Below are 18,011 nucleotides of genomic sequence, written 5' to 3'. Positions count from 1 at the left end.
GCGGCGCGGCCGGTGTTGACAAGGTGGCACGGCGCGCCGCCTCAGGGCCCGGCCCCGAGCTCCCAGCTCAGGCCGACAAACAGGGCACGCGGCGCGCCCGGGGCCACCAGCGAGGTGTTCTGCCACTCGCTCGAGTTGTAGTTCCAGCCGCTGGGCCCGATGGCGCCGTTGACGCTGGGCGCAAACGGGTTCACCCCCAGCCGGCCGGCGCTGAAGTACTGGCGGTTGAACAGGTTGCTCACCTGCGCAAAGGCGCTCAGGCCGCCGCCCAGCTCAACGCTGGTATCGAGGTTGAACACGGCATAGCCCGGCACCCGGCCCGAGCTGGCAAAGGGCCGCCCGGTGCGCACCGGCAGCTGGCTGAAGCCGCTGAAGTCGCAGCCGCCGGCCTGGCTGCAGTAGTAGCGCCCCACCTCCTGGTCGCTGCCGGCGGGCTGGTGCAGGTTGTTCTCGTTGCCGCGCATGTAGGCCAGCGATCGCGCCACCATGCCCAGGCCCAGCTTCCAGCTGGGCGTCAGCCGGTGCGTGAGCCGCAGGTTCAGCGCATGCGCCGGAATGCCCGGCATGCGTGCACCGGGGTCGATGCGGATCATGCGGTAGGTGCCATAACCCCGGTTCAGCGCGGCATTCGGCGTGGGCAGAACGTCTTGCCCGATCACCTGCGCATCACCCACATAGCCCGAGTTCTGGTTGAAGTCGGCCGTGCTGTTGTGCGGGCTCAGGGTGTAGAACCGCGACTGGAATGTCGCGTCGGTGAACGAATAGCTCAGCGTCATGTCCAGCGGCCCGAGGCGGCCGTTCAGGCCCAGCTCCAGACCCTGGCGGCGGGTCTTGCCGATGGTGTCAAAGTAGCTGCGGCCGTCGCCCACCCCCACGAAGTAGATGTCGTTGCGCAGGTCGGTGCGAAAAAGGCCGATGTTCCAGTCCCAGCCGGCCGACAGGCGCTGGCGCACGCCGATCTCGCCCGAGCTGGCCCGGATCTGCGGCAGGTAGGGATCGGACGACAGGCTGGTGGGCAGGTTGCAGCCCGGCCCGGTGAGGCTGCGTGGCGCGGTGCCCAGCGCGGGCGAGCCCGGCACCCGCTCCACCGGGGTGGGATCGAAGGCACAGCCCAGCTCCACCACCGAGGGTGTGCGCGCGCCGCGGCTGAGGTTGCCAAACACATTGATGTCGGCGCCGGGCCGCCAGTTCAGGCCCAGCGAGGGGTTGAACGAGCGGTAGCCGAACGACTCGTGCGAGCGGCTGCGGCGAAACACCTGCCCGTCGGTGAAATCCGAGGCCCTGAACTCGCGCAGCTCGTGCAGCGCCACCTGACCGGCGGTGCTGCGGGTGAGCAGCTCGCTGCTGACCCGGGTGTGGTTGTAGCGGGCGGACGCCGTGAGCGTGAACGCGGCGGTCGGCGTCCAGGTCTCCTGCAGGTACAGGCTGCGGGTGGTGGAGCTGCCGCTGAAGTTGTTGCCGGGCACGTCGAACTCGGCAGCGTAGTAGTCGGGGTCGATGCCGGCCACGTCCAGATCCACCTGGTGCGACGCATCGATCAGGCCCAGGCGCTGGGCCATGTCGTAGCCGGTGCGGTTGCGGTCGATCGACAGCCCCAGCATGAAGGCATGGCGCGGCAGGTTCCAGTTGAGCTGCAGCGCGCCACCGTCGCTGCGCTGGTCGAGATCGGTGCGGGTGATCTGGCCGATGGGCGTGCCGGCCACCACGCCCGGGCCGGTGAAGCCGCCGCCGCGCGTGGCGCCGTTGCGCGCCGTGCCATCGGCGCTGATGTCGCGGTCGCCAAAGTCGTCGAAGCCGGCGTAGATGTCGCCATTGAGGCCGCGGCGACGGCTGGCGCGGTGGTACACCTGACCGGTGAGGTTGACGCGCTCGGCAAGGTCGTACTGGCCGCCGAGCGACACCTGCACCAGGCGGTTGCGGGCTTCGTCGGGCGAGGTGAACACCGCCTCGGGCCGCTGCCGGTACAGCTCGATCGGAATCAGCCCGTTGCCCACCAGGCGGTTGTCGCCATACAGCAGGCTGGCATAGGCCGAGGCGCGCTCGCCGCGCCAGTCGGCACGGCCGAACAGCTGGTTCACGCGCGAGGGCGACTGGTCGCGCCAGCCCTTCTCCTCGAAGCGCGTCAGCGCGAAGAACCCCGCCAGCGTGCCATCGTGGCCACCACCCGACAACTGCAGCTGGCGGCGCCCCCAGGCGCCCAGCAAGACCTGGCCATCGAACCCGGCCGACGAGAAGCCGTTCTTGCTGCGCACCGAGATGCCGCCGCCCAGCGTGTTCAGCCCGAACAGCGGGTTCGAGCCGGGAAACAGATCGAAGCGGTCGATGGCATTGAGCGGGATCAGGTCCCAGTTGACGACATCCCCGAAGGGCTCGTTGACGCGGATGCCGTCGAAGAACACCGACAAGCCCTGCGGCGTGCCGATCTGCGGGCTGGCGGTGAAGCCGCGGTAGTTGACGTCGATCTGGAACGGGTTGCCGGCGTAGTCGTTGATGCTCACGCCCTGCAACTGCGTGTTCATGTAGTCGCCCAGGTTCAGGGCCCGCGAGGCCTTGATCTCCTTCTTGCCCGCGCTCTGCAGGTTGGCGGGCACCTGGTCGCGGCTGAGGTCCAGGCCCGGCATCGGGCCGGCATCGATCGGCCGCCGGCCCTGCACCACCACGCGTGGCACGGCCGGGCCCGAGGCAGGCGCGCCGGGCGGCGTGGCCGCGCGATCCAGCGCCGTGCCCGGTGCTGACGACGGCGCCTGCTGCGCCAGGGCAGCGGCGCAGGCCGTGGCCAGGCCCCATGCGGCCAGGCGGCCGGCAGGGCGCGGGCCCCAGGCCAATTGGCATGCGGTTTCGATGGCATGGCGGCGCTGCAACAACGATGTCCTCCCGTCCCCTGGATGCGCCGCAGCGTGGCGCTGCTGCGGCCGCTGCGGCATGTGGCACGGGCCATCGGCCGGTGCTGCACCCGACGGTAAGAAAGCCGCGTCGCGCACTCAAGGGAATCACTCCCGAAACGCGTGCGGGTTTGCCTTGGCTTGCCGGGAGGGATGGGCGAACAGGAACAACCTGGTGTGTGCCAGGCTGGGGCAGTGAGGGTCAGTGACCGTCAGTGAGGGTCAGGGGGGAGGCGGCCCGTCAGTGCCGCAGCCCGTGCTGCCGGGCGTACTGCAGCAGGCCCATGGCCGACACCACGCCCAGCTTCTGGCGAATGGTGGTCTGGTAGTTGGCCACGGTCTTGGGGCTCAGCCGCAGGCGCAGCGCGATGGCCTCGACGCCATGGCCATCGAGCAGCGCATTGAGCACATCGAACTCGCGGGTGCCCAGGCCGGCATGCGGCGCCGTGCGCGCCCCGTCGGTCAAGGCCGCGATGTCGGGCGACAAGGCCACCTGGCCACGTGCCACCTGGCGCACCGCGTCGATCAGCAGCTCGGGATCGCTGCTCTTGGTGACAAAGCCCGCCGCACCGGCGCGCAGGCATTGCGTGACGGTGCCGGCATCGTCGTGCATGGTGAAGATCAGCACCCGCGCATCGGGCCAGCGGCCGCGCACCCGCCGCAGCAAGGCCAGGCCGCTGTGGCCTGGCAGCGCCAGATCGACGATCAGCACATCCACCGGCAGCCGGGCATGCCGCCCCAGCGCGGCATAGGCCGACTCGGCATCGCCGGCCTCCAGCGCGACGCTCAGGCCTTCCAGCTCGAGCAGCCGGCGGTAGCCGAAGCGCACCACCGCGTGGTCGTCGACCAGGCCAACACGGATCGGCGCCGCGCTCATGGCGCCGGGCCCCGGCAGAGCCGGGCATTGGCGCCAGAAATGGACGCGTCTTTTGCGAGCCAGCAATACATCAACCACCTGCCTGATCGCACGGATCAGGCAGTTTGCGCGATGCACGCCAGCGCGGGCCAGCCTTGCAGCTAGGGAGAGCGTGCTCGCAGATCGGGAAGCATTCCTGCCGGTGAATCTGCTAGCCGCGCGTGCAGCGCCGGGCGCCCGAGGCCGACCTACAATCGCCGCGGCCACGTTGCCAGCCTGCCTGCCAGGCTGAAGACGCGGCCATCCGCTGGGGGTGTTGGCGCGGGCCTGTGGTGCGCGCCGACTGAGAGAGTCCCTTTGAACCTGATTGAGGTAATCCTCGCGCAGGGAAGCACGTTTCGGGGTGGGCCGGCCGTTCCTTTCTCAGGCCGGTGCCAACACCCCGTGCGCTTGCCGACCTGCCATCTGCATGAGTTGCACATGGCATATCCATCGTTCTCAAGCGGCCCTTTGTTGGCGCGCTCGTTGCTGGCGCATTCGCTGTTGCCACGCTCGTTGTTGCCACGCTCGTTGTTGCCACGCTCTCTAGTGGCGCTGGCACTGCTGGCGGCCGGCACGGCCGGGGCCCAAACTGCCCCAACAGCCCCAACAGCCCCAAAGGCCCAAACGGCCCCAAAGGCCCAGGCCGCCCCGGCTGCGCAGGCCGCCAGCACGGGCCAGCACCTGATCGCCGAGATCCAGGTCATCCCGCGCCCGGCCGGCACGGCCGAGCAGCGCTACAAGCATGTGGACGCGGCCATTGCCGTGATCCAGGCCTCGGGCCTGCGCTACGAGGTGCATGCCATGGGCACCGTGGTGGAAGGCCCGCCCGAGAAGGTCTGGCCGCTGCTGCAGGCGGTGCACCAGGCCACGCTGGAGTCGGGCTCCGAGCGCACGCTCAGCATCATCAAGGTGGCGGGTTCGGCCCAGGCCGGCGGGCCGCGGGTGGAAGACCTGGTGCGCAAGTTCCGCCAGTGATCGGGCGCTGAGGCCGCATCTCGGGAACATTTCCTCTGGTGGCGGGCCGGTCGGCGCCTTACATTGAAGCTGCGTCCTCGCCCGAGGATGGCATTGCTGTCCACGCGTTCCATCTCCTGGCCACGTGGTTTGCCGGGGTGTCCATGCCCATGGACGCCCCGCTTTCTTTTGAGGGCGCGGCCTGCGCTGGGCCAGCCGCCGCACGCGGCACGGCTCAGCCGCTCACGCGCTCAACCGCTCAACCGCTCAAGCCAGCTGCGCCTGCAGCCACACCAGCGGCGCCGTGGCCGCATCCATGGCCAGGCTGGTCTCGCGCCAGCCTCGGCCCAACCGGCTGTGCAGCGTGGCCTGGGTGCGTCGCGCGGCGGCCTGCTCGGCGGCAAAGCGCGGCAGGCCGAGCTGCCGCCGCAGGGCCTGGGCGCCTTGCCAGGCCTGGCCGGCGGCCGCGGCCTGGCCGGCACGCAGCAGCCAGGCCGCAGCGGCTTCCAGGATGCGCGCATGCTCGAGCCGCCAGCTGTGGCTGAAGCGCCCGGCCAGGCGGCGCAGCGCCTGCGCCACCGCGGGCGGCGCGCTGTCGCGGCCGGCCAGCGCCAGGCGGGTGTGGATCAGCCACAGCTCGCTGTCCAGCGTGTCCCAGGGGTCGCCCTGGTCGTGGCCATGGGCCTGGCCCTGGTCGAGTGCGCGCTGCAGCAGCGCCTGGGCGCGCTCGGCCTGGCCGGCCAGCAGGGCCAGCTTGCCGTCGTGGGCGGCGCACACCGGCTGCCAGGCGGCCAGCTGGCCCATGGCCACGGCCTGGCGTGCATCGCCCAGGGCCTGGGCCGCCGCGGGCACGTCGCCGCGGCAGCAGGCCATCCAGCAGCGGCGCAGGCGCAGCAGGGCCAGGCGCTGCGGGCGCGGGGCTTCGGCCTGCTCGCAGGCCTCGGCCCGGGCCGACAAGGCCGCCGCGTCGTCGCTGCGGCCCTCGTAGAAGGCCACCAGCGCCAGGTTGTGCAGGTAGGGCACGCGCCGGGCCGAGGTGTGGCCGTCAAAGGGCGCGTCGCAGCGCTGCCAGGCGGCATGGGCGGCCGCCAGCTCGCCGCGGCACAGGCGCGCATTGCCCAGGTTGTTCAGCGCCGCGCGGTGCAGGGCGGCATCCGGTTCGATGTCGGCAACGGCACCGGCGCCAGAACTGCCACCGAAGGCGGGCGCCAGACCGGCCGGAGGATCGCACAGCGGCTGCAGCACCATGATGGCGGCTTCGGCCTCGCCCAGGTGGTACAGCGCCGAGGCCAGGCGCACGGTGGCCTGCGCCTGCAGCCGGGCATCACCCTGCGCCTGGCCGATGGCCAGCACGCGCAGCGCGGCGTCGCGGGTGCGATCGAAACGCCGGCAGTCGTGCCAGTAGGCGCTGGTGGCCAGGCCCAGCGCAGCCTGGGCGGCGGGCAGCAGGGTGGGTGAGGCGGCCTCGGCCTGCAGCACCCAGGGGTCGGCCCGGTGCCAGGCGCCGCTGCGCGACCAGTAGGGCGCCAGGCCCTGCACCGCCTGGCACAGCGCGTCGGCCAGGCCGCAGCGCCCGGCCAGCGCCAGTGCGGCAAAGAAGTGCTCGTGGTCGGCATCAAACGCTGCCATGGCCTGCACCGCGCCTGCACCGGGCGCCTGCAACTGGGCGGCCAGGCGCCCGGCCAGGCCGGCGAACCACTGCACATAGGCCTGGCCTGCGCTGGCCTGAGGCGCATCGCCCGCCAGGGCCTCGCTCGCCTCGCCATGGCGCAGGTGTTCGGGCTGGCCATCCAGCAGGCCTTCGGCGTGGCCAGCGTGCAGGCCTTCGGCCTGGCCCGCGTGCTGGCCATCAGCCTGGGGCCTCTGCCAGCGCGGCGCGGCGCCTGCTGCCACCGGGCTGCGCGCCAGCAGGCCCAGCTCGGCCAGGCTTTGCGCGGCAGCGCTGATGCCGGCCTGGGCGCTGAGATCGCCGCACACCGCGGTCAGCGCGGCCAGCTCGAAGGGCGCCACGAACAGTGCGCTGCGGTCGAGCACCGCGCGCTCGAGCGGCGTGAGCAGGCTGCGGCTCCAGGCCAGCGAGGCCTGCATCGAGCGGTGGCGCTCGGGCCGGTCGGGGCCGCCGCCGGCCACCAGTGCCGGGCTTTGTTCGAGCGCGCGTCGCAGCGCGGACGGTGGCAGCAGCGGCACGCGCGCGGCCACCAGTTCGATGGCCAGCGGCAGGCCGTCGAGCTGCTGCACGATGGCCTGCACATCGTCGTGGTTGGCGGCGTCCAGCGCGAAGCCGGGCGATGCGGCCGCCGCGCGCTGCGCAAACAGGCGCACGCCCGAGTCGGCGGTGGGCGTGAGCGCCGGCACCGCCACCAGCTGCTCGGCGCGCAGGTTCAGCCGCCGCCGGCTGGTGGCCAGCACGGTGAGCAACGGGCAGTGCATCAGCAGCTCGGTGAGCAGGCCCAGGTGCGCTGTGAGGTGCTCGCAGTTGTCGCACAGCAGCAGCAGGTGGCGCTCGCGCAGCGCATCGGCCAGGGCCTGCAGCGTGTCGATGCCGGCCGGCTCGGCCAGGCGCAGGCTGCGGCGCAGGCGGTCGGCCACGCCTTCGCTGCCGGCCGCGCCATCCACCTCGGCCAAAGAGACAAAGGCCGCGCCGTGGCGGTAACGCGCCTGCAGCTCGTGCGCCAGGCGCAGCGCCAGCTGGGTCTTGCCCATGCCGCCCGGGCCCACCAGGGTGAGCAGGCGGGTGCTGGGATCGGCCAGGCGCGCGGCCAGCTGCGCCACCAGCGCGTCGCGGTCGATCAGCGGCACCAGCGGCGCCGGCGGCCGCAGGCGCAGCGCATCCACCGCGCCGGCCAGCACCACCGGCTGGCCCAGCACGCCGGTGATGCTGCCGGCGGCAGCGCCGCCATCGGCCTGCAGCGCCTCGCGGTAGGCCTGGTGGGTTTCGGCATCGGGCAGCACGCCCAGTTCATCGGCCAGCGCGGCGCGGCAGGCGGCGTACTGGCGCTCGGCATCGTGGCGGCGCTGCGCCTGGGCATACAGGCGGATCAGCGCCCGGTGCGCACGCTCGTCGGCCGGCTGGCGCTGCAGCAGGCGCTGCAGGCTCAGCATGGCCGCCTCGGCCTGGCCGCGCCGGGCCTGCAGCGCGGCCTGGGCGTGCAGCAGCTCGGCCTGCAGGCGCTCCAGCTGCTGGCGCTGGCCATGCAGTGCCGGGTCGTCGATTTCGTCGGGCAGCAGCGGGCCGGCGTACAAGGCCAGGGCCTCGGCCAGTGTGTTGGCCGTGGCCGGCGGCGCGGCGTTGTCGGTGGCCATGCCGCCATGGGCCTGCAGCGCCTGGCCGGCGGCGCGCTCGAAGGCGGGCACATCGACCCACAGCGCGTCGGTGGCCAGCTGCAGCACGCCGTCGCTGCTGCGCAGCAGGCCGGGCCACTGGCCTTGCGGATCGAGCGTGCCGCGCAGCAGGTACACCAGGTGGTGCAGGCGCTGGCGCACGCGCTCGCCATGGTCTTGCGGCCACAGTGTCTCAGCCAGGCTGGCCAGCGGCAGGCGCTGCTGCGGTGCCAGGGCCAGCAGCTTGAGCAGGCGGCGCACGGCGGCGCGCGGCCAGGCCTGGATGGCCACACCGTCACACCGCACCTCGAAGCGGCCGAGCAGAAAAACCTCGAGTCGCATCGGCACGGGCAGGCGCAAGGGGCGGTCAGGCACGCGGCGCCGGTGCAGGCCCAGGGCCATGCGGGTGCCGGCGGTACGTTTTGAAACGGGATGGAGAGAAAACGGAGAGTGCCGCACGGTCAGATGCGTCACACCCAGAAAGCCGCAGCCATGCCGCGGCAAAAACCACTTTACCTGACCAGGGACTGCGGCCGCCCCACGCCGGGCTGCCGCCTGCATGGAGATGTTTCAGATGATGTCGACTTGGATGCGCCGCTGGGCCAAGGGGCTGCTGGCCCCGATGGTGCTTGCGCTGGCCGCCTGCTCGGGCGGCGACGATGCCGCCGAGCCCACCACACCCGGCACGCCGGCCTCGCTGGGCACGCTCAGCGGCAAGGTGCTGGCCAGTGCCGACTCGGCCCCGGTGGCCGAGGCCACGGTGTCGGTGGGCACGCGCAGCACGCGCAGTGCCGCCGATGGCAGCTACACGCTCAGCGAGGTGCCGGCCGCCGCCCGCGCCGTGCTGCGCGTGAGCGCCGCCGGCCATGTGGATGCGCTGGTGCCCACCGTGGTGACGGCCGGCCAGACCGTGACCGCCCATGCGCGCCTGCTGCGCGAGGCCACGGCGCAAAGCTTCGAATCCGCCAATGCGGCGGTGCTGGCCGTGGCCGGCAGCGCCGCAAGGGTAGAGCTGCCCGCCGCCAGCCTGGTGAACGCCGCCACCGGCGCCGCGGTGAGCGGCACGGTGACAGCCACCGTCACGGCGCTTGATCCGGCCCGTGACCCGGCCACCATGCCGGGCGACTACACAGTCAGCGACACGCAGCGCATCGAGAGCTTCGGCGCCATCAAGGTGAACCTGCGCGACGCGGCGGGCAACAAGCTCAACCTCAAGACCGGCAGCACGGCCACCATCCGCATCCCGCTGTCCACGCGCTCGGCCACGCCGCCGGCCAGCATTCCGCTGTACTGGTTTGACGAGACCACCGGCCGCTGGGTGCAGGAAGGCACGGCCACGCTGGCCGGCAGCGCGCCCAACCAGTACTACGAAGGGCAGGTCAGCCACTTCAGCTACTGGAACGCCGACATGCCGCAGGACACGATCTACGTGAACGGCTGCGTGGCCGATACCGCCGGCAAGCGCCTGGCCGATGCGCTGGTCACCACCAGCGGCATCGACTACTCGGGCACCGCCACCAGCTGGAGCAAGACCGACGGCACGTTCCGCGTGGCCATGCGCAAGGGTGGCCGCGCCTACCTGTGGGCTGATCTGGTGAACAGCAGCAACACGGTGGTGGTGGGCCCCTCGCAGGTGGACATCACGCTGCCCGACTGCCTGGTGATCGGCAGCAGCACGGTGGCGCCGCAGGTGGTGCAGCCGCCGGCCAATGCACAGGGCGATGCCGGCGGCTCGGTGTACTTCAGCGTGGTGGCCAGCGGCACCCGGCCGCTGAGCTACCAGTGGCAGCGCAATGGCGTGAACATCGCCGGCGCCACCTATGAATGGCTGGTGCTCAACAACCTGAGCGTGGCCGATGCCGGCAGCTACACGGTGCGCGTGGGCAATGCCGCCGGCACGGTCACCAGCACCGCAGCCACGCTCACCGTGGCTGCCGCGCTGGCACCGGTCATCGCCGTGCCGCCCGTGGCCACCAGCGTGGCGCAAGGCAACACGGCCAGCTTCAGCGTCACGGCCACCGGCAGCGGCCCGCTGAGCTACCAATGGCTGCTCAACGAGGTCGACATCAGCGGCGCCACCGCGGCCAGCTACACCACGCCGGCCACCACCGCGGCCGACAACGGTGCGCGCTACGCCGTGCGCGTGAGCAATGCCGCGGGCAGCGTCAGCAGCGAACCGGTTCCGCTCACCGTGACGGCGCCCGTGGCCGTGGCGCCCAGCATCAGCGTGCAGCCGCTGGACCTGTCGGCCCAGTCGGGCAATGCGGTGGTCTTCAGCGTGGTGGCCAGCGGCAACCCGGCGCCCAGCTACCAGTGGCGGCGCAATGGCACGGCCATCGCCGGTGCCACGGCGGCCAGCTACACCACGCCCGCGCTGGCGCTGGCCGACAGCGGCGCCCGCTACAGCGTGCTGGTGAGCAACAGCCAGGGCGCGGTGAGCAGCCGCGACGCGGTGCTGACCGTGAGCGTCTCGGACACCGACGCCAAGCTGCAGCTGATGCGCCTGCTGAGCCTGAGCTTCGACTTCTACGAAGCGGCCAGCGCACCGCTGCTGTTCATCAGCGACAGCAGCGCCAGCTTCGTCAGCGCGGCCTCGGTGTGCTCGGCCGGCAGCATCAGCGGCCAGCTCAACGGTGGCGCACTGCCGGCCGCCGGCAGCGCCGTGCCCGCCACCGGAACGCTGTCCGCCACCGCCAGCGCCTGCGAGACCGACGGCACCGTGTACAACGGCAGCGCCTCGGTGAGCTACAACCTCAGCAGCCTGGAACCCACCGTGGGCACCGCCACCGGCACCGTGACGGCGATGCGCCTGACCGACCGCAGCGGCAGCAGCGTTTCCCGCGACATCACCGCCAACGGCTCGGCCACGGTCACGCTGAGCGGCAGCAGCAATGGCGGCAACAGCACGCAGACGGTCAGCATCGCCCCGGCCACCAGCGCCACGCTGCGCAACGAGCTGAGCGGCCTGACCGCCAGCTTTGCCGGCGGCAGCGTGGCCGCCCTCAGCGAGACCAGCAGCACCAGCAGCCTGCCCACGCGCACCCGCCTCAGCTACAACGATCTGCGCTTTGCGGTGGCCGGCGTCAACTACCTGGCCAGCGGCTTCTACGAGGTGAGCTTCAGCGCCCAGGGTGGCTATGCCGGCGGCTCGGGCGAGGTGCTGCTCAGCTCGGGCGGCGTGGCCGTGGGCCGGCTGTATGCCAATGCCTCCGGCATCTTCATCGAGGTCAACGGCATCAGCCAGCCGTTCAAGGCCACACGCGCTCTGGCTCGCTGAGGCTGCCGGCCGCGCTTTGACAGGGGCGCGCCGCGGCGCGCCCTTTTTTTCGTGGCTGGCCCGATCGGTGCCGGCGCGGCGTCAGGCCGCGTCGATCACCTCGGCCGCGGCGCGAAAGGCATCCACCGCGGCCGGAAAGCCGCAGTACACGCTGGCGTGCAGAAAGATCTCCTGCAGCTCGGCCTTCGTCACGCCGTTGTTCAGTGCGCCGCGCACATGCACCTTCAACTCGTGCATGCGGCCCAGCGCCACCAGCATGGCCACGGTGACGATGCTGCGCGTGCGCAGGTCGATGCCCTCACGCTGCCAGGTGTTGCCCCAGGCATGGCGCGTCACCAGCTCCTGCAGCGGTTCACTGAAGGGCGTGGCCTTGGCCAGCGCGCCATCCACATAGGCATCGCCCAGCACCGCACGGCGGGTGGCCAGGCCTTTCGGGTCGAGATCCATTCGCAGGCTCCTTGTTCAAGAGCCGGCAGCATAGCGGCGGCTGCGGCTGCGGCTGCGGCTGCGGCTGCGCTCAAGCCCGATAGCCGGGGTCGTCGCGGTCGACCAGCCGCTGCATCGCGGCGAACACGTCCTCACCGGCGCCGAACTTGGGGTTGAAGTTCAGCGAGTCGCGCACGCAGGTTTCCATCACCGGCACGGGGATGGGGCGTGCGCGGCCCATGCTCATCGTGGCCAGCTGCACCTCGCAGGCGCGCTGCACCAGCCACATCAGATTGAAGGTTTGCGCCAACGTGGCGCCCATCACCACCGGGCCGTGGTTGCGCAGCAGCAGCACGCGCTTGCCGCCGGCGCTTTTCAGGATGCGCTCGCCTTCGTCCAGGTGCACCGTGATGCCCTCGAAGTCGTGGTACGCCACCTGGCCCCACAGCTGAGCGGCGTAGAAGTTGCTCCAGGAGAGGCCCTCTTCCAGGCAGCACACGGCCATGGTGGGTGTGGTGTGCACATGCATCACGCAGTGGGCATCGGGCACGCGCTCGTGGATGGCGCCGTGGAAGGTGAAGCCGGCCGGGTTGATGGGCCAATCGCTGTGGCCCAGGATCTGGCCCTGCACATCCACCTTCACCAGGTTGCTGGCGGTCACCTCGCTGTAGTGCAGGCCGAAGGGGTTGATCAGGAAGGCATCCGGCTCGCCCGGCACCCGCAGCGACAGGTGGTTGTAGATCAGCTCGGCCCAGCCCAGGCGGGCAAACATGCGGTAGCAGGCGGCGAGCTGCACGCGGGCCTGCCATTCGGCTTCTGCGTATCGGGCGGGGCGGACAAAAGCAGTCATGGCACTTTCCTGGGTGGCCGGCCAACGCGGTCGGCGCAGTGCATCGGTCGAACCCAGCGGTCGCCGCGGAACCGGCTCTGCCGGGCCGCTGGCGGCGCCCCCTTGAGGTGCGGGCGGCGCAGCCGCTTCGGGGGCGGGTCAGTTGAAGCGGAAGGAGATCGAGCCGAGCGGGCCGTAGTCGACATGGAAGCTGTCGCCGGCCACCGCGGCCACCGGCCGCGTGAAGCTGCCGGCCAGCACCACGTCACCGGCGTTCAGGCGCTCGCCGTGCGGGGCGATCTTGTTGGCCAGCCAGGCCACGCCGTTGGCCGGATGGTTCAGCACCCCGGCGGCCAGGCCGGTTTCTTCGACCACGCCGTTCTTGTGCAGCAGTGCGCCCACCCAGCGCAGATCCACATCCATCGGCCGCACCGGGCGGCCACCCAGCACAATGCCGGCATTGGCGGCAAAGTCGCTGATGGTGTCGAACACCTTGCGCATCTGCTTCGTATCGCGGTCGAACTGCTCGATGCGCGCGTCGATGATCTCCACCGCCGGGCTCACGTACTCGGTGGCCGACAGCACATCGAACAGCGTTACCGCCGGGCCTTCGAGTGGCTTGCCCAGGATGAAGGCCAGCTCCACCTCCACACGCGGCGCGATGAAGCGGCTGATGGGAATGTCGCCACCCGCGGCAAAGAACATGTCGTCCATCAGCGGCGCGTGGTCGGGCTCGTCGATCTGGCTGGCCTGCTGCATGGCGCGCGAGGTCAGGCCGATCTTGCGGCCCTTGATGCTGCGGCCATCGGCGATCTCCAGCTTCACCCATTCACGCTGGATGGCATAACCATCGTCGAGGCTCATGGCCGGGTACTGCTGGCTGAATTGGCGCACCGGGGTGCGGGCCTTGCGCGCCTGGTAGAGCTGGCGGGCGAGGGCGGTGATGGTGCTGGGGTCGAGCATGGTGTCGGCTCTCAGGGGGTCTTCTTGGCGAACACGTCGTGCAGGTTGCCGAACTTGCCGTCGAAGACCTCGGCGCCCTCGTCGATCTGCAGCGTCAGGCCCACGGCGCGGCGTGCCAGCACCGGGGCCAAGTGGGCGCGCGCGGCCTCGGTGAGCGCCTGGCCGGCGGCCTGTTGCGTGGCCGCGCTGCGCCCGCGCCCCATGCGCAGGTTGAAGTAGCAGAACGCGAAGTCGCCCGAGCCATCGGCCACCGCAAAGTGCGCAGCCGGGTAGGCCAGCACGCGCGTGCCGCCGGTGGGAAAGACGGGCTGGCCGGCTTCATCACGCACCGTGAGCATGGCGTCGGCCATGGTTCGGCACAGGGCCGACAGGTCGGTCTCGGCCTCGAGGTTGGGCGTGTAGCAGATGACGAGGTGGGGCATGGTGGTGGGCGCCGATCAAAGCCGCGTGGCGATGCTGGTGTAGCCGTCGGCGGCGCTGGCTTGCGGCTTGGGGATGGCCCGGCCATCCTGCGGCGTGACCGGAAAGATGGCGTTGAGCTGCCCGGTGCCCGAGGCGCCGAAGTAGGGCGTGATCATCTCCACCGGCGCGTCGTAGGCGCTCCAGCCCAGGGCACCCAGCAGCATGGCCGTGTCGTGCATGAAGCCCTCGCCATGGCCCTTGGCCGCGTACTCTGGCAGCATGGTGCAGAAGTCGGCCCACTGCGCCTGGCCCCACATCTGCAGCACGCGGCGGTCCAGCTGCTCGAGAAACGGGCTCCAGATCTTGAACGCGTACTCGGGCGCCAGGCCGTTCTGCGCAAAGCGGTGGCTGAGTGATCCGCTGGCCAGAAACGCCACGCTGCCGCTGTAGTGCTCTTCCACCGCCCGGCGCAGCGCCCAGCCCAGGCGCGCCGAATCGTGGAGGTAGTGCGACATGCACAGCGCCGACACGCTGATCACCTTGAAGTGCTGGTCGGCGTTCATGTAGCGCAGCGGCACCAGGGTGCCGTACTCGGGCGCCAGCGTGGTGGCGTGGTGGGCCAGCGTTTCCACGCCCATCTCGGTGGCCACCTGGGCCATCACGCGGCCCAGCTCGGCATTGCCGGGGGATTCAAACGCCATGTTGGCGATGAAGTGCGGCAGCTCGTTGCTGGTGTAGGTGCCCTTGAAATGCGGCGCGCAGTTGAGGTGGTAGTTGGCATTGACCAGCCAGTGGGTGTCAAACACCACCAGCGTGTCCACGCCCAGCTCGCGGCAGCGGCGGCTGATCTCGCGGTGGCCGTCGATGGCGTCCTGCCGCGTGCCCTGGCGCGGGCCGGGCAGCTCGCTCAGGTACATCGACGGCACATGCGTGATCTTGGCAGCGAGTGCAAGCGTGCCCATGATCAGACGCCCCAGTGCGGGATGTGGTGCGAACCCAGGCTCAGCGCCACGTTCTTGGGCTCGAGAAACACCTCGTAGCTCCAGGTGCCGCCTTCGCGCCCGGTGCCGCTGGCCTTGGTGCCGCCAAAGGGCTGGCGCAGATCGCGCACGTTCTGGCTGTTGACGAAGCACATGCCAGCCTCGATGGCGGCCGCCACGCGGTGGGCGCGGCCCAGGTTCTCGGTGAACACATAGCTCGACAGGCCGTAGGCGATGTCATTGGCGATGCGGATGGCATCGGCTTCGTCGTCGAACGGGATCAGGCAGGCCACCGGGCCGAAGATCTCTTCCTGCGCGATGCGCATGCGGTTGTCGACATCGGCAAACACCGTGGGCCAGACGAAGTTGCCCTTGTCCATGCCGGCCGGCAGCGCGGGCGCATGGCTGGGCCGATCCAGCCCGCCGCACAGCAGCGTGGCGCCTTCCCTGGGGCCGAGATCGATGTAGCTGCGCACCTTGGCCAGGTGGGCGGGGCTGATCATCGGGCCGATGAGGGTGCTGTCGGCCAGCGGGTCGCCCACGGGTATGCGCCTGGCGCGCTCGGCAAACTTCTGCGCAAAGTCTTGGTAGATCGAGCGCTGCACCAGGATGCGGCTGCCCGCCGTGCAGCGCTCGCCGTTGTTGCTGAAGATCATGAACACGGCGGCATCCAGCGCGCGCGCCAGGTCGGCATCGGCAAACACCACGAACGGGCTCTTGCCACCCAGCTCCATGCTGAACTTCTTCAGGCCTGCAGCACGCACGATGCGATCGCCCGTGGCGGTGGAGCCGGTGAAGCTGATGGCGCGCACATCGGGGTGGGCCACCAGCGGCTCGCCGGTGGCCTGGCCGGTGCCGTGCACGATGTTCAGCACGCCCTTGGGAATGCCGGCCTCCAGCGCCAGCTCGCCCAGGCGCGCGGCGCTCAGCGGGCTCAACTCGCTCATCTTCAGCACCGCGGTGTTGCCAAAGGCCAGGCAGGGCGCCACTTTCCAGGTGGCGGTCATGAAGGGCACGTTCCACGGGCTGACCAGCGCGCACACGCCCACCGGGTGGAACAGCGTGTAGTTCAGGTGCGTGGGCGTGGGGTAGGTGTGGCCGTCCACCCGGGTGCACATCTCGGCAAAGTAGTGAAAGTTGTCGGCCGCGCGCGGCACCAGTTGCCGGGCCGTCTGGCTGATGGTCTGCCCGGTGTCCTGCGTTTCGGTGCGGGCGATCTCGGGCACGTGTTGCGTGATCAGCTCGCCCAGCTTGCGCATCAGCGCGGCGCGCTCAGGTGCCGGGCGGCCGGCCCAGGCCGGAAAGGCCGCCTTGGCCGCGGCCACCGCGGCATGCACCTCGGCCGCGCCACCCTCGGCCACCTCGGCCAGCACCTCTTGGGTGGCGGGGTTCACGGTGTTGAAGTAGCGGGCGCTCTCGACGCTGCGGCCATCGATCAGGTGCTGGATGCGCATGGGGGCTCCGGAAAATGTCTGTGGCGGGCGGCCAGGCTCAGCGGCCAAAAGCACGGTCGGGCACCAGGGTGTTCGTCAGCGTGCCGATGCCGTCGATCTCGCACTCGACCACATCGCCGGCGTTGACGTTCACCACGCCCTCGGGCGTGCCGGTCAGGATCACATCGCCCGGCAGCAGGGTCATGAAGCTGCTGAGGTAGGCCACCAGCTCGGCCACGCTGTGCACCATGTGGGCCGTGCTGCCCTGCTGGGTGATCTGGCCGTTGACACGCGTGCGCAGCGCCAGCGCCTGGGGGTCGGGCACGGCGCTGGCATCCATCAGCCAGGGGCCCAGCACGGTGCCGCCATCACGGTTTTTCACGCGCAGGTTGGGGCGGTACCAGTTTTCAAGGTAGTCGCGCACCGCGTAGTCGTTGCACACGGTGTAGCCGGCCACATGGGCCAGCGCATCGGCCACCTTGACGTTCCTGGCCAGGCGGCCGATCACCACGGCCAGCTCGCATTCATAGTGCATGAAGGCGGCGTCGGCCGGGCGGCGGGTGTGGCCGCGGTGGCCCAGCAGCGAGCCGGGGCCTTTGAGAAACACCAGCGGTTCGTCCTTGCCGCCCAGCGTGAGCTCCTGGCTCAGCTCTTTCACATGGTCGGCATAGTTCAGGCCCAGCGCGAGGATGGTGCCCACCTCGAACGGCGGCAGCCACTGCACATCGCCCTCGGCCAGCACGCGGCCGTCGGCCAGCTGCAGGCCTTGCGGGTGGGGCTGGGCGCTGTGGATGGCGCCAGCGTAGGCCACCCGGGCGGTCTTGACCGGCACGGTGCTCATGCAATGCGCTCAGCGGCAGCCGCTTCGGCCACCAGAGAAAGCTGCAGCGTGCCGATGCCCGCGATGGCCACGGCCACGGCCTGGCCCACGCGGGCCTGTGGCGCGCGGGCGGCCACGCCCAGCATCAGCACATCGCCGGCCTCCAGCGTCATGAACTCGGTGACATCGGCGATCAGCCGCGCGATGCCGCGCACGCGCTCACCGGTGCTGCCGCTGAAGGCCGGCTGGCCGTCGATGGCCACCTGCACGGCCAGCGCATCGGCCGCGGCCAGGCCACCCACGTCCGCCAGCGCCACCACGCGCGGACCCAGCGGGCAGAAGCCGTCGCGAGCGCGCTGGCGCACGGCCGGGCGGTAGTGGCTGGCGTGCGGCACGCGCAGATCAGCGGCGATGGTGAGCCCGGCGATCACGCTGGCCGCATCGGCCTCGGCCACCCGGCAAGCGGTGCGGCCGATCACGATGGCCAGCGAGGCCCCCACTTCCAGCGCGGGCACATCGGGCGGCACCGGCACCTGCGCGCCATCACCGGCCAGCGTGTTGCGCGGTTTGACCTGCAGCACCGGCGCGCGCGGCGGCGCCTTGTAGGGCGGCTGGTGTGCGGCATCGCCCAGCGCCACCCGCTCGGGCGCGTGGTTCAACAGTGCGCCGTACACGCGGCCCGACAGCTGCCAAGGCGGCCGCGGCAAGCCCGGCAGTGGCCCGCCGGGCACCAGGGGAACAAGGGGCATCGCAGGCATGGTGTGCAAACGCAGGCTGAGGCCACGGCGGCGTGGCCAAACAAATCACTCACAAGTTAGCAACTCTA

Annotated in this window: 13 protein-coding genes; 2 read left to right on the top strand and 11 right to left on the bottom strand. The window is 71.0% G+C overall.

Annotation, left to right across the window (positions count from 1 at the left end; translation table 11 throughout):
- Positions 1-41: 41 nt before the first annotated feature.
- Together N4G63_RS24735 and N4G63_RS24730 are read right to left on the bottom strand one after the other, a co-directional pair.
- Positions 42-2,861: a TonB-dependent receptor gene (locus N4G63_RS24735; RefSeq protein ID WP_314600269.1), complete on the bottom strand. Its 2,820-nt coding sequence runs from the start codon at positions 2,859-2,861 to the stop codon at positions 42-44.
- Between the two features lie 262 nt (positions 2,862-3,123).
- Complete coding sequence (locus N4G63_RS24730; RefSeq protein WP_260789640.1) at positions 3,124-3,759, bottom strand: response regulator transcription factor; 636 nt, start codon at positions 3,757-3,759, stop codon at positions 3,124-3,126.
- A 552-nt stretch (positions 3,760-4,311) separates the two neighbouring features.
- Here N4G63_RS24730 and N4G63_RS24725 point away from each other — a divergent pair.
- A complete protein-coding gene (locus N4G63_RS24725) occupies positions 4,312-4,755 on the top strand; it encodes a thiamine-binding protein (protein ID WP_314600268.1) in 444 nt (147 codons plus the stop codon).
- Positions 4,756-5,001: 246 nt separating this feature from the next.
- Here the strand turns inward: N4G63_RS24725 and N4G63_RS24720 are convergent, their stop codons facing one another.
- On the bottom strand, positions 5,002-8,397 hold the full coding sequence (locus tag N4G63_RS24720; RefSeq protein WP_260789638.1) for an AfsR/SARP family transcriptional regulator: 3,396 nt from the start codon (positions 8,395-8,397) through the stop codon (positions 5,002-5,004).
- A gap of 232 nt (positions 8,398-8,629) precedes the next feature.
- Here N4G63_RS24720 and N4G63_RS24715 point away from each other — a divergent pair, with 232 nt between their 5' ends.
- The gene (locus tag N4G63_RS24715) at positions 8,630-11,332 is read left to right on the top strand and encodes a carboxypeptidase regulatory-like domain-containing protein (RefSeq protein ID WP_260789637.1); all 2,703 of its coding nucleotides are present in this window, start codon (positions 8,630-8,632) and stop codon (positions 11,330-11,332) included.
- An 81-nt stretch (positions 11,333-11,413) separates the two neighbouring features.
- On the opposite strand, the gene N4G63_RS24710 is transcribed toward N4G63_RS24715, so the two are convergent.
- The 8 genes from N4G63_RS24710 to N4G63_RS24675 all read right to left on the bottom strand — a co-directional run bounded on the left by N4G63_RS24710 (position 11,414) and on the right by N4G63_RS24675 (position 17,934).
- Positions 11,414-11,779: a carboxymuconolactone decarboxylase family protein gene (locus N4G63_RS24710; RefSeq protein WP_260789636.1), complete on the bottom strand. Its 366-nt coding sequence runs from the start codon at positions 11,777-11,779 to the stop codon at positions 11,414-11,416.
- 70 nt (positions 11,780-11,849) lie between these two features.
- Positions 11,850-12,608, bottom strand: a complete 759-nt coding sequence (locus tag N4G63_RS24705) for a class II aldolase/adducin family protein (protein WP_260789635.1) — start codon at positions 12,606-12,608, stop codon at positions 11,850-11,852.
- Positions 12,609-12,746: 138 nt separating this feature from the next.
- Positions 12,747-13,550, bottom strand: a complete 804-nt coding sequence (gene hpaH, locus N4G63_RS24700; RefSeq protein WP_260789634.1) for a 2-oxo-hept-4-ene-1,7-dioate hydratase — start codon at positions 13,548-13,550, stop codon at positions 12,747-12,749.
- 11 nt (positions 13,551-13,561) lie between these two features.
- Entirely contained in the window at positions 13,562-13,972 is a 411-nt protein-coding gene (locus N4G63_RS24695) for a 5-carboxymethyl-2-hydroxymuconate Delta-isomerase (RefSeq protein WP_260789633.1), read from the bottom strand.
- A gap of 15 nt (positions 13,973-13,987) precedes the next feature.
- A complete protein-coding gene (gene hpaD / locus N4G63_RS24690) occupies positions 13,988-14,914 on the bottom strand; it encodes a 3,4-dihydroxyphenylacetate 2,3-dioxygenase (protein WP_260789632.1) in 927 nt (308 codons plus the stop codon).
- 2 nt (positions 14,915-14,916) lie between these two features.
- Positions 14,917-16,386: a 5-carboxymethyl-2-hydroxymuconate semialdehyde dehydrogenase gene (gene hpaE, locus N4G63_RS24685; protein WP_260789631.1), complete on the bottom strand. Its 1,470-nt coding sequence runs from the start codon at positions 16,384-16,386 to the stop codon at positions 14,917-14,919.
- A 37-nt stretch (positions 16,387-16,423) separates the two neighbouring features.
- Positions 16,424-17,206: a fumarylacetoacetate hydrolase family protein gene (locus N4G63_RS24680; protein WP_260789630.1), complete on the bottom strand. Its 783-nt coding sequence runs from the start codon at positions 17,204-17,206 to the stop codon at positions 16,424-16,426.
- Positions 17,203-17,934 (bottom strand): fumarylacetoacetate hydrolase family protein, encoded by a 732-nt coding sequence (locus N4G63_RS24675; RefSeq protein ID WP_260789629.1) that lies wholly within the window; start codon positions 17,932-17,934, stop codon positions 17,203-17,205. Before N4G63_RS24675 ends, N4G63_RS24680 begins: the two co-directional genes overlap by 4 nt.
- Positions 17,935-18,011: the final 77 nt, after the last annotated feature.

Source organism: Aquabacterium sp. OR-4, assembly GCF_025290835.2.
Lineage (GTDB): Bacteria > Pseudomonadota > Gammaproteobacteria > Burkholderiales > Burkholderiaceae_C > Pseudaquabacterium.
The sequence above is the reverse complement of the archived record's forward strand: the minus strand, read 5'-3'. Positions and strand labels throughout refer to the sequence as shown.

Coding starts and splice junctions, on each gene's coding strand:
- N4G63_RS24715 (WP_260789637.1), top strand. CDS start 8,630: ATGATGTCGACTTGGATGCGCCGCTGGGCCAAGGGGCTGCTGGCCCCG.
- N4G63_RS24710 (WP_260789636.1), bottom strand. CDS start 11,779: ATGGATCTCGACCCGAAAGGCCTGGCCACCCGCCGTGCGGTGCTGGGC.
- hpaH (WP_260789634.1), bottom strand. CDS start 13,550: ATGCTCGACCCCAGCACCATCACCGCCCTCGCCCGCCAGCTCTACCAG.
- hpaE (WP_260789631.1), bottom strand. CDS start 16,386: ATGCGCATCCAGCACCTGATCGATGGCCGCAGCGTCGAGAGCGCCCGC.
- N4G63_RS24730 (WP_260789640.1), bottom strand. CDS start 3,759: ATGAGCGCGGCGCCGATCCGTGTTGGCCTGGTCGACGACCACGCGGTG.
- N4G63_RS24680 (WP_260789630.1), bottom strand. CDS start 17,206: ATGAGCACCGTGCCGGTCAAGACCGCCCGGGTGGCCTACGCTGGCGCC.
- N4G63_RS24695 (WP_260789633.1), bottom strand. CDS start 13,972: ATGCCCCACCTCGTCATCTGCTACACGCCCAACCTCGAGGCCGAGACC.
- N4G63_RS24720 (WP_260789638.1), bottom strand. CDS start 8,397: ATGCGACTCGAGGTTTTTCTGCTCGGCCGCTTCGAGGTGCGGTGTGAC.
- N4G63_RS24705 (WP_260789635.1), bottom strand. CDS start 12,608: ATGACTGCTTTTGTCCGCCCCGCCCGATACGCAGAAGCCGAATGGCAG.
- hpaD (WP_260789632.1), bottom strand. CDS start 14,914: ATGGGCACGCTTGCACTCGCTGCCAAGATCACGCATGTGCCGTCGATG.
- N4G63_RS24675 (WP_260789629.1), bottom strand. CDS start 17,934: ATGCCCCTTGTTCCCCTGGTGCCCGGCGGGCCACTGCCGGGCTTGCCG.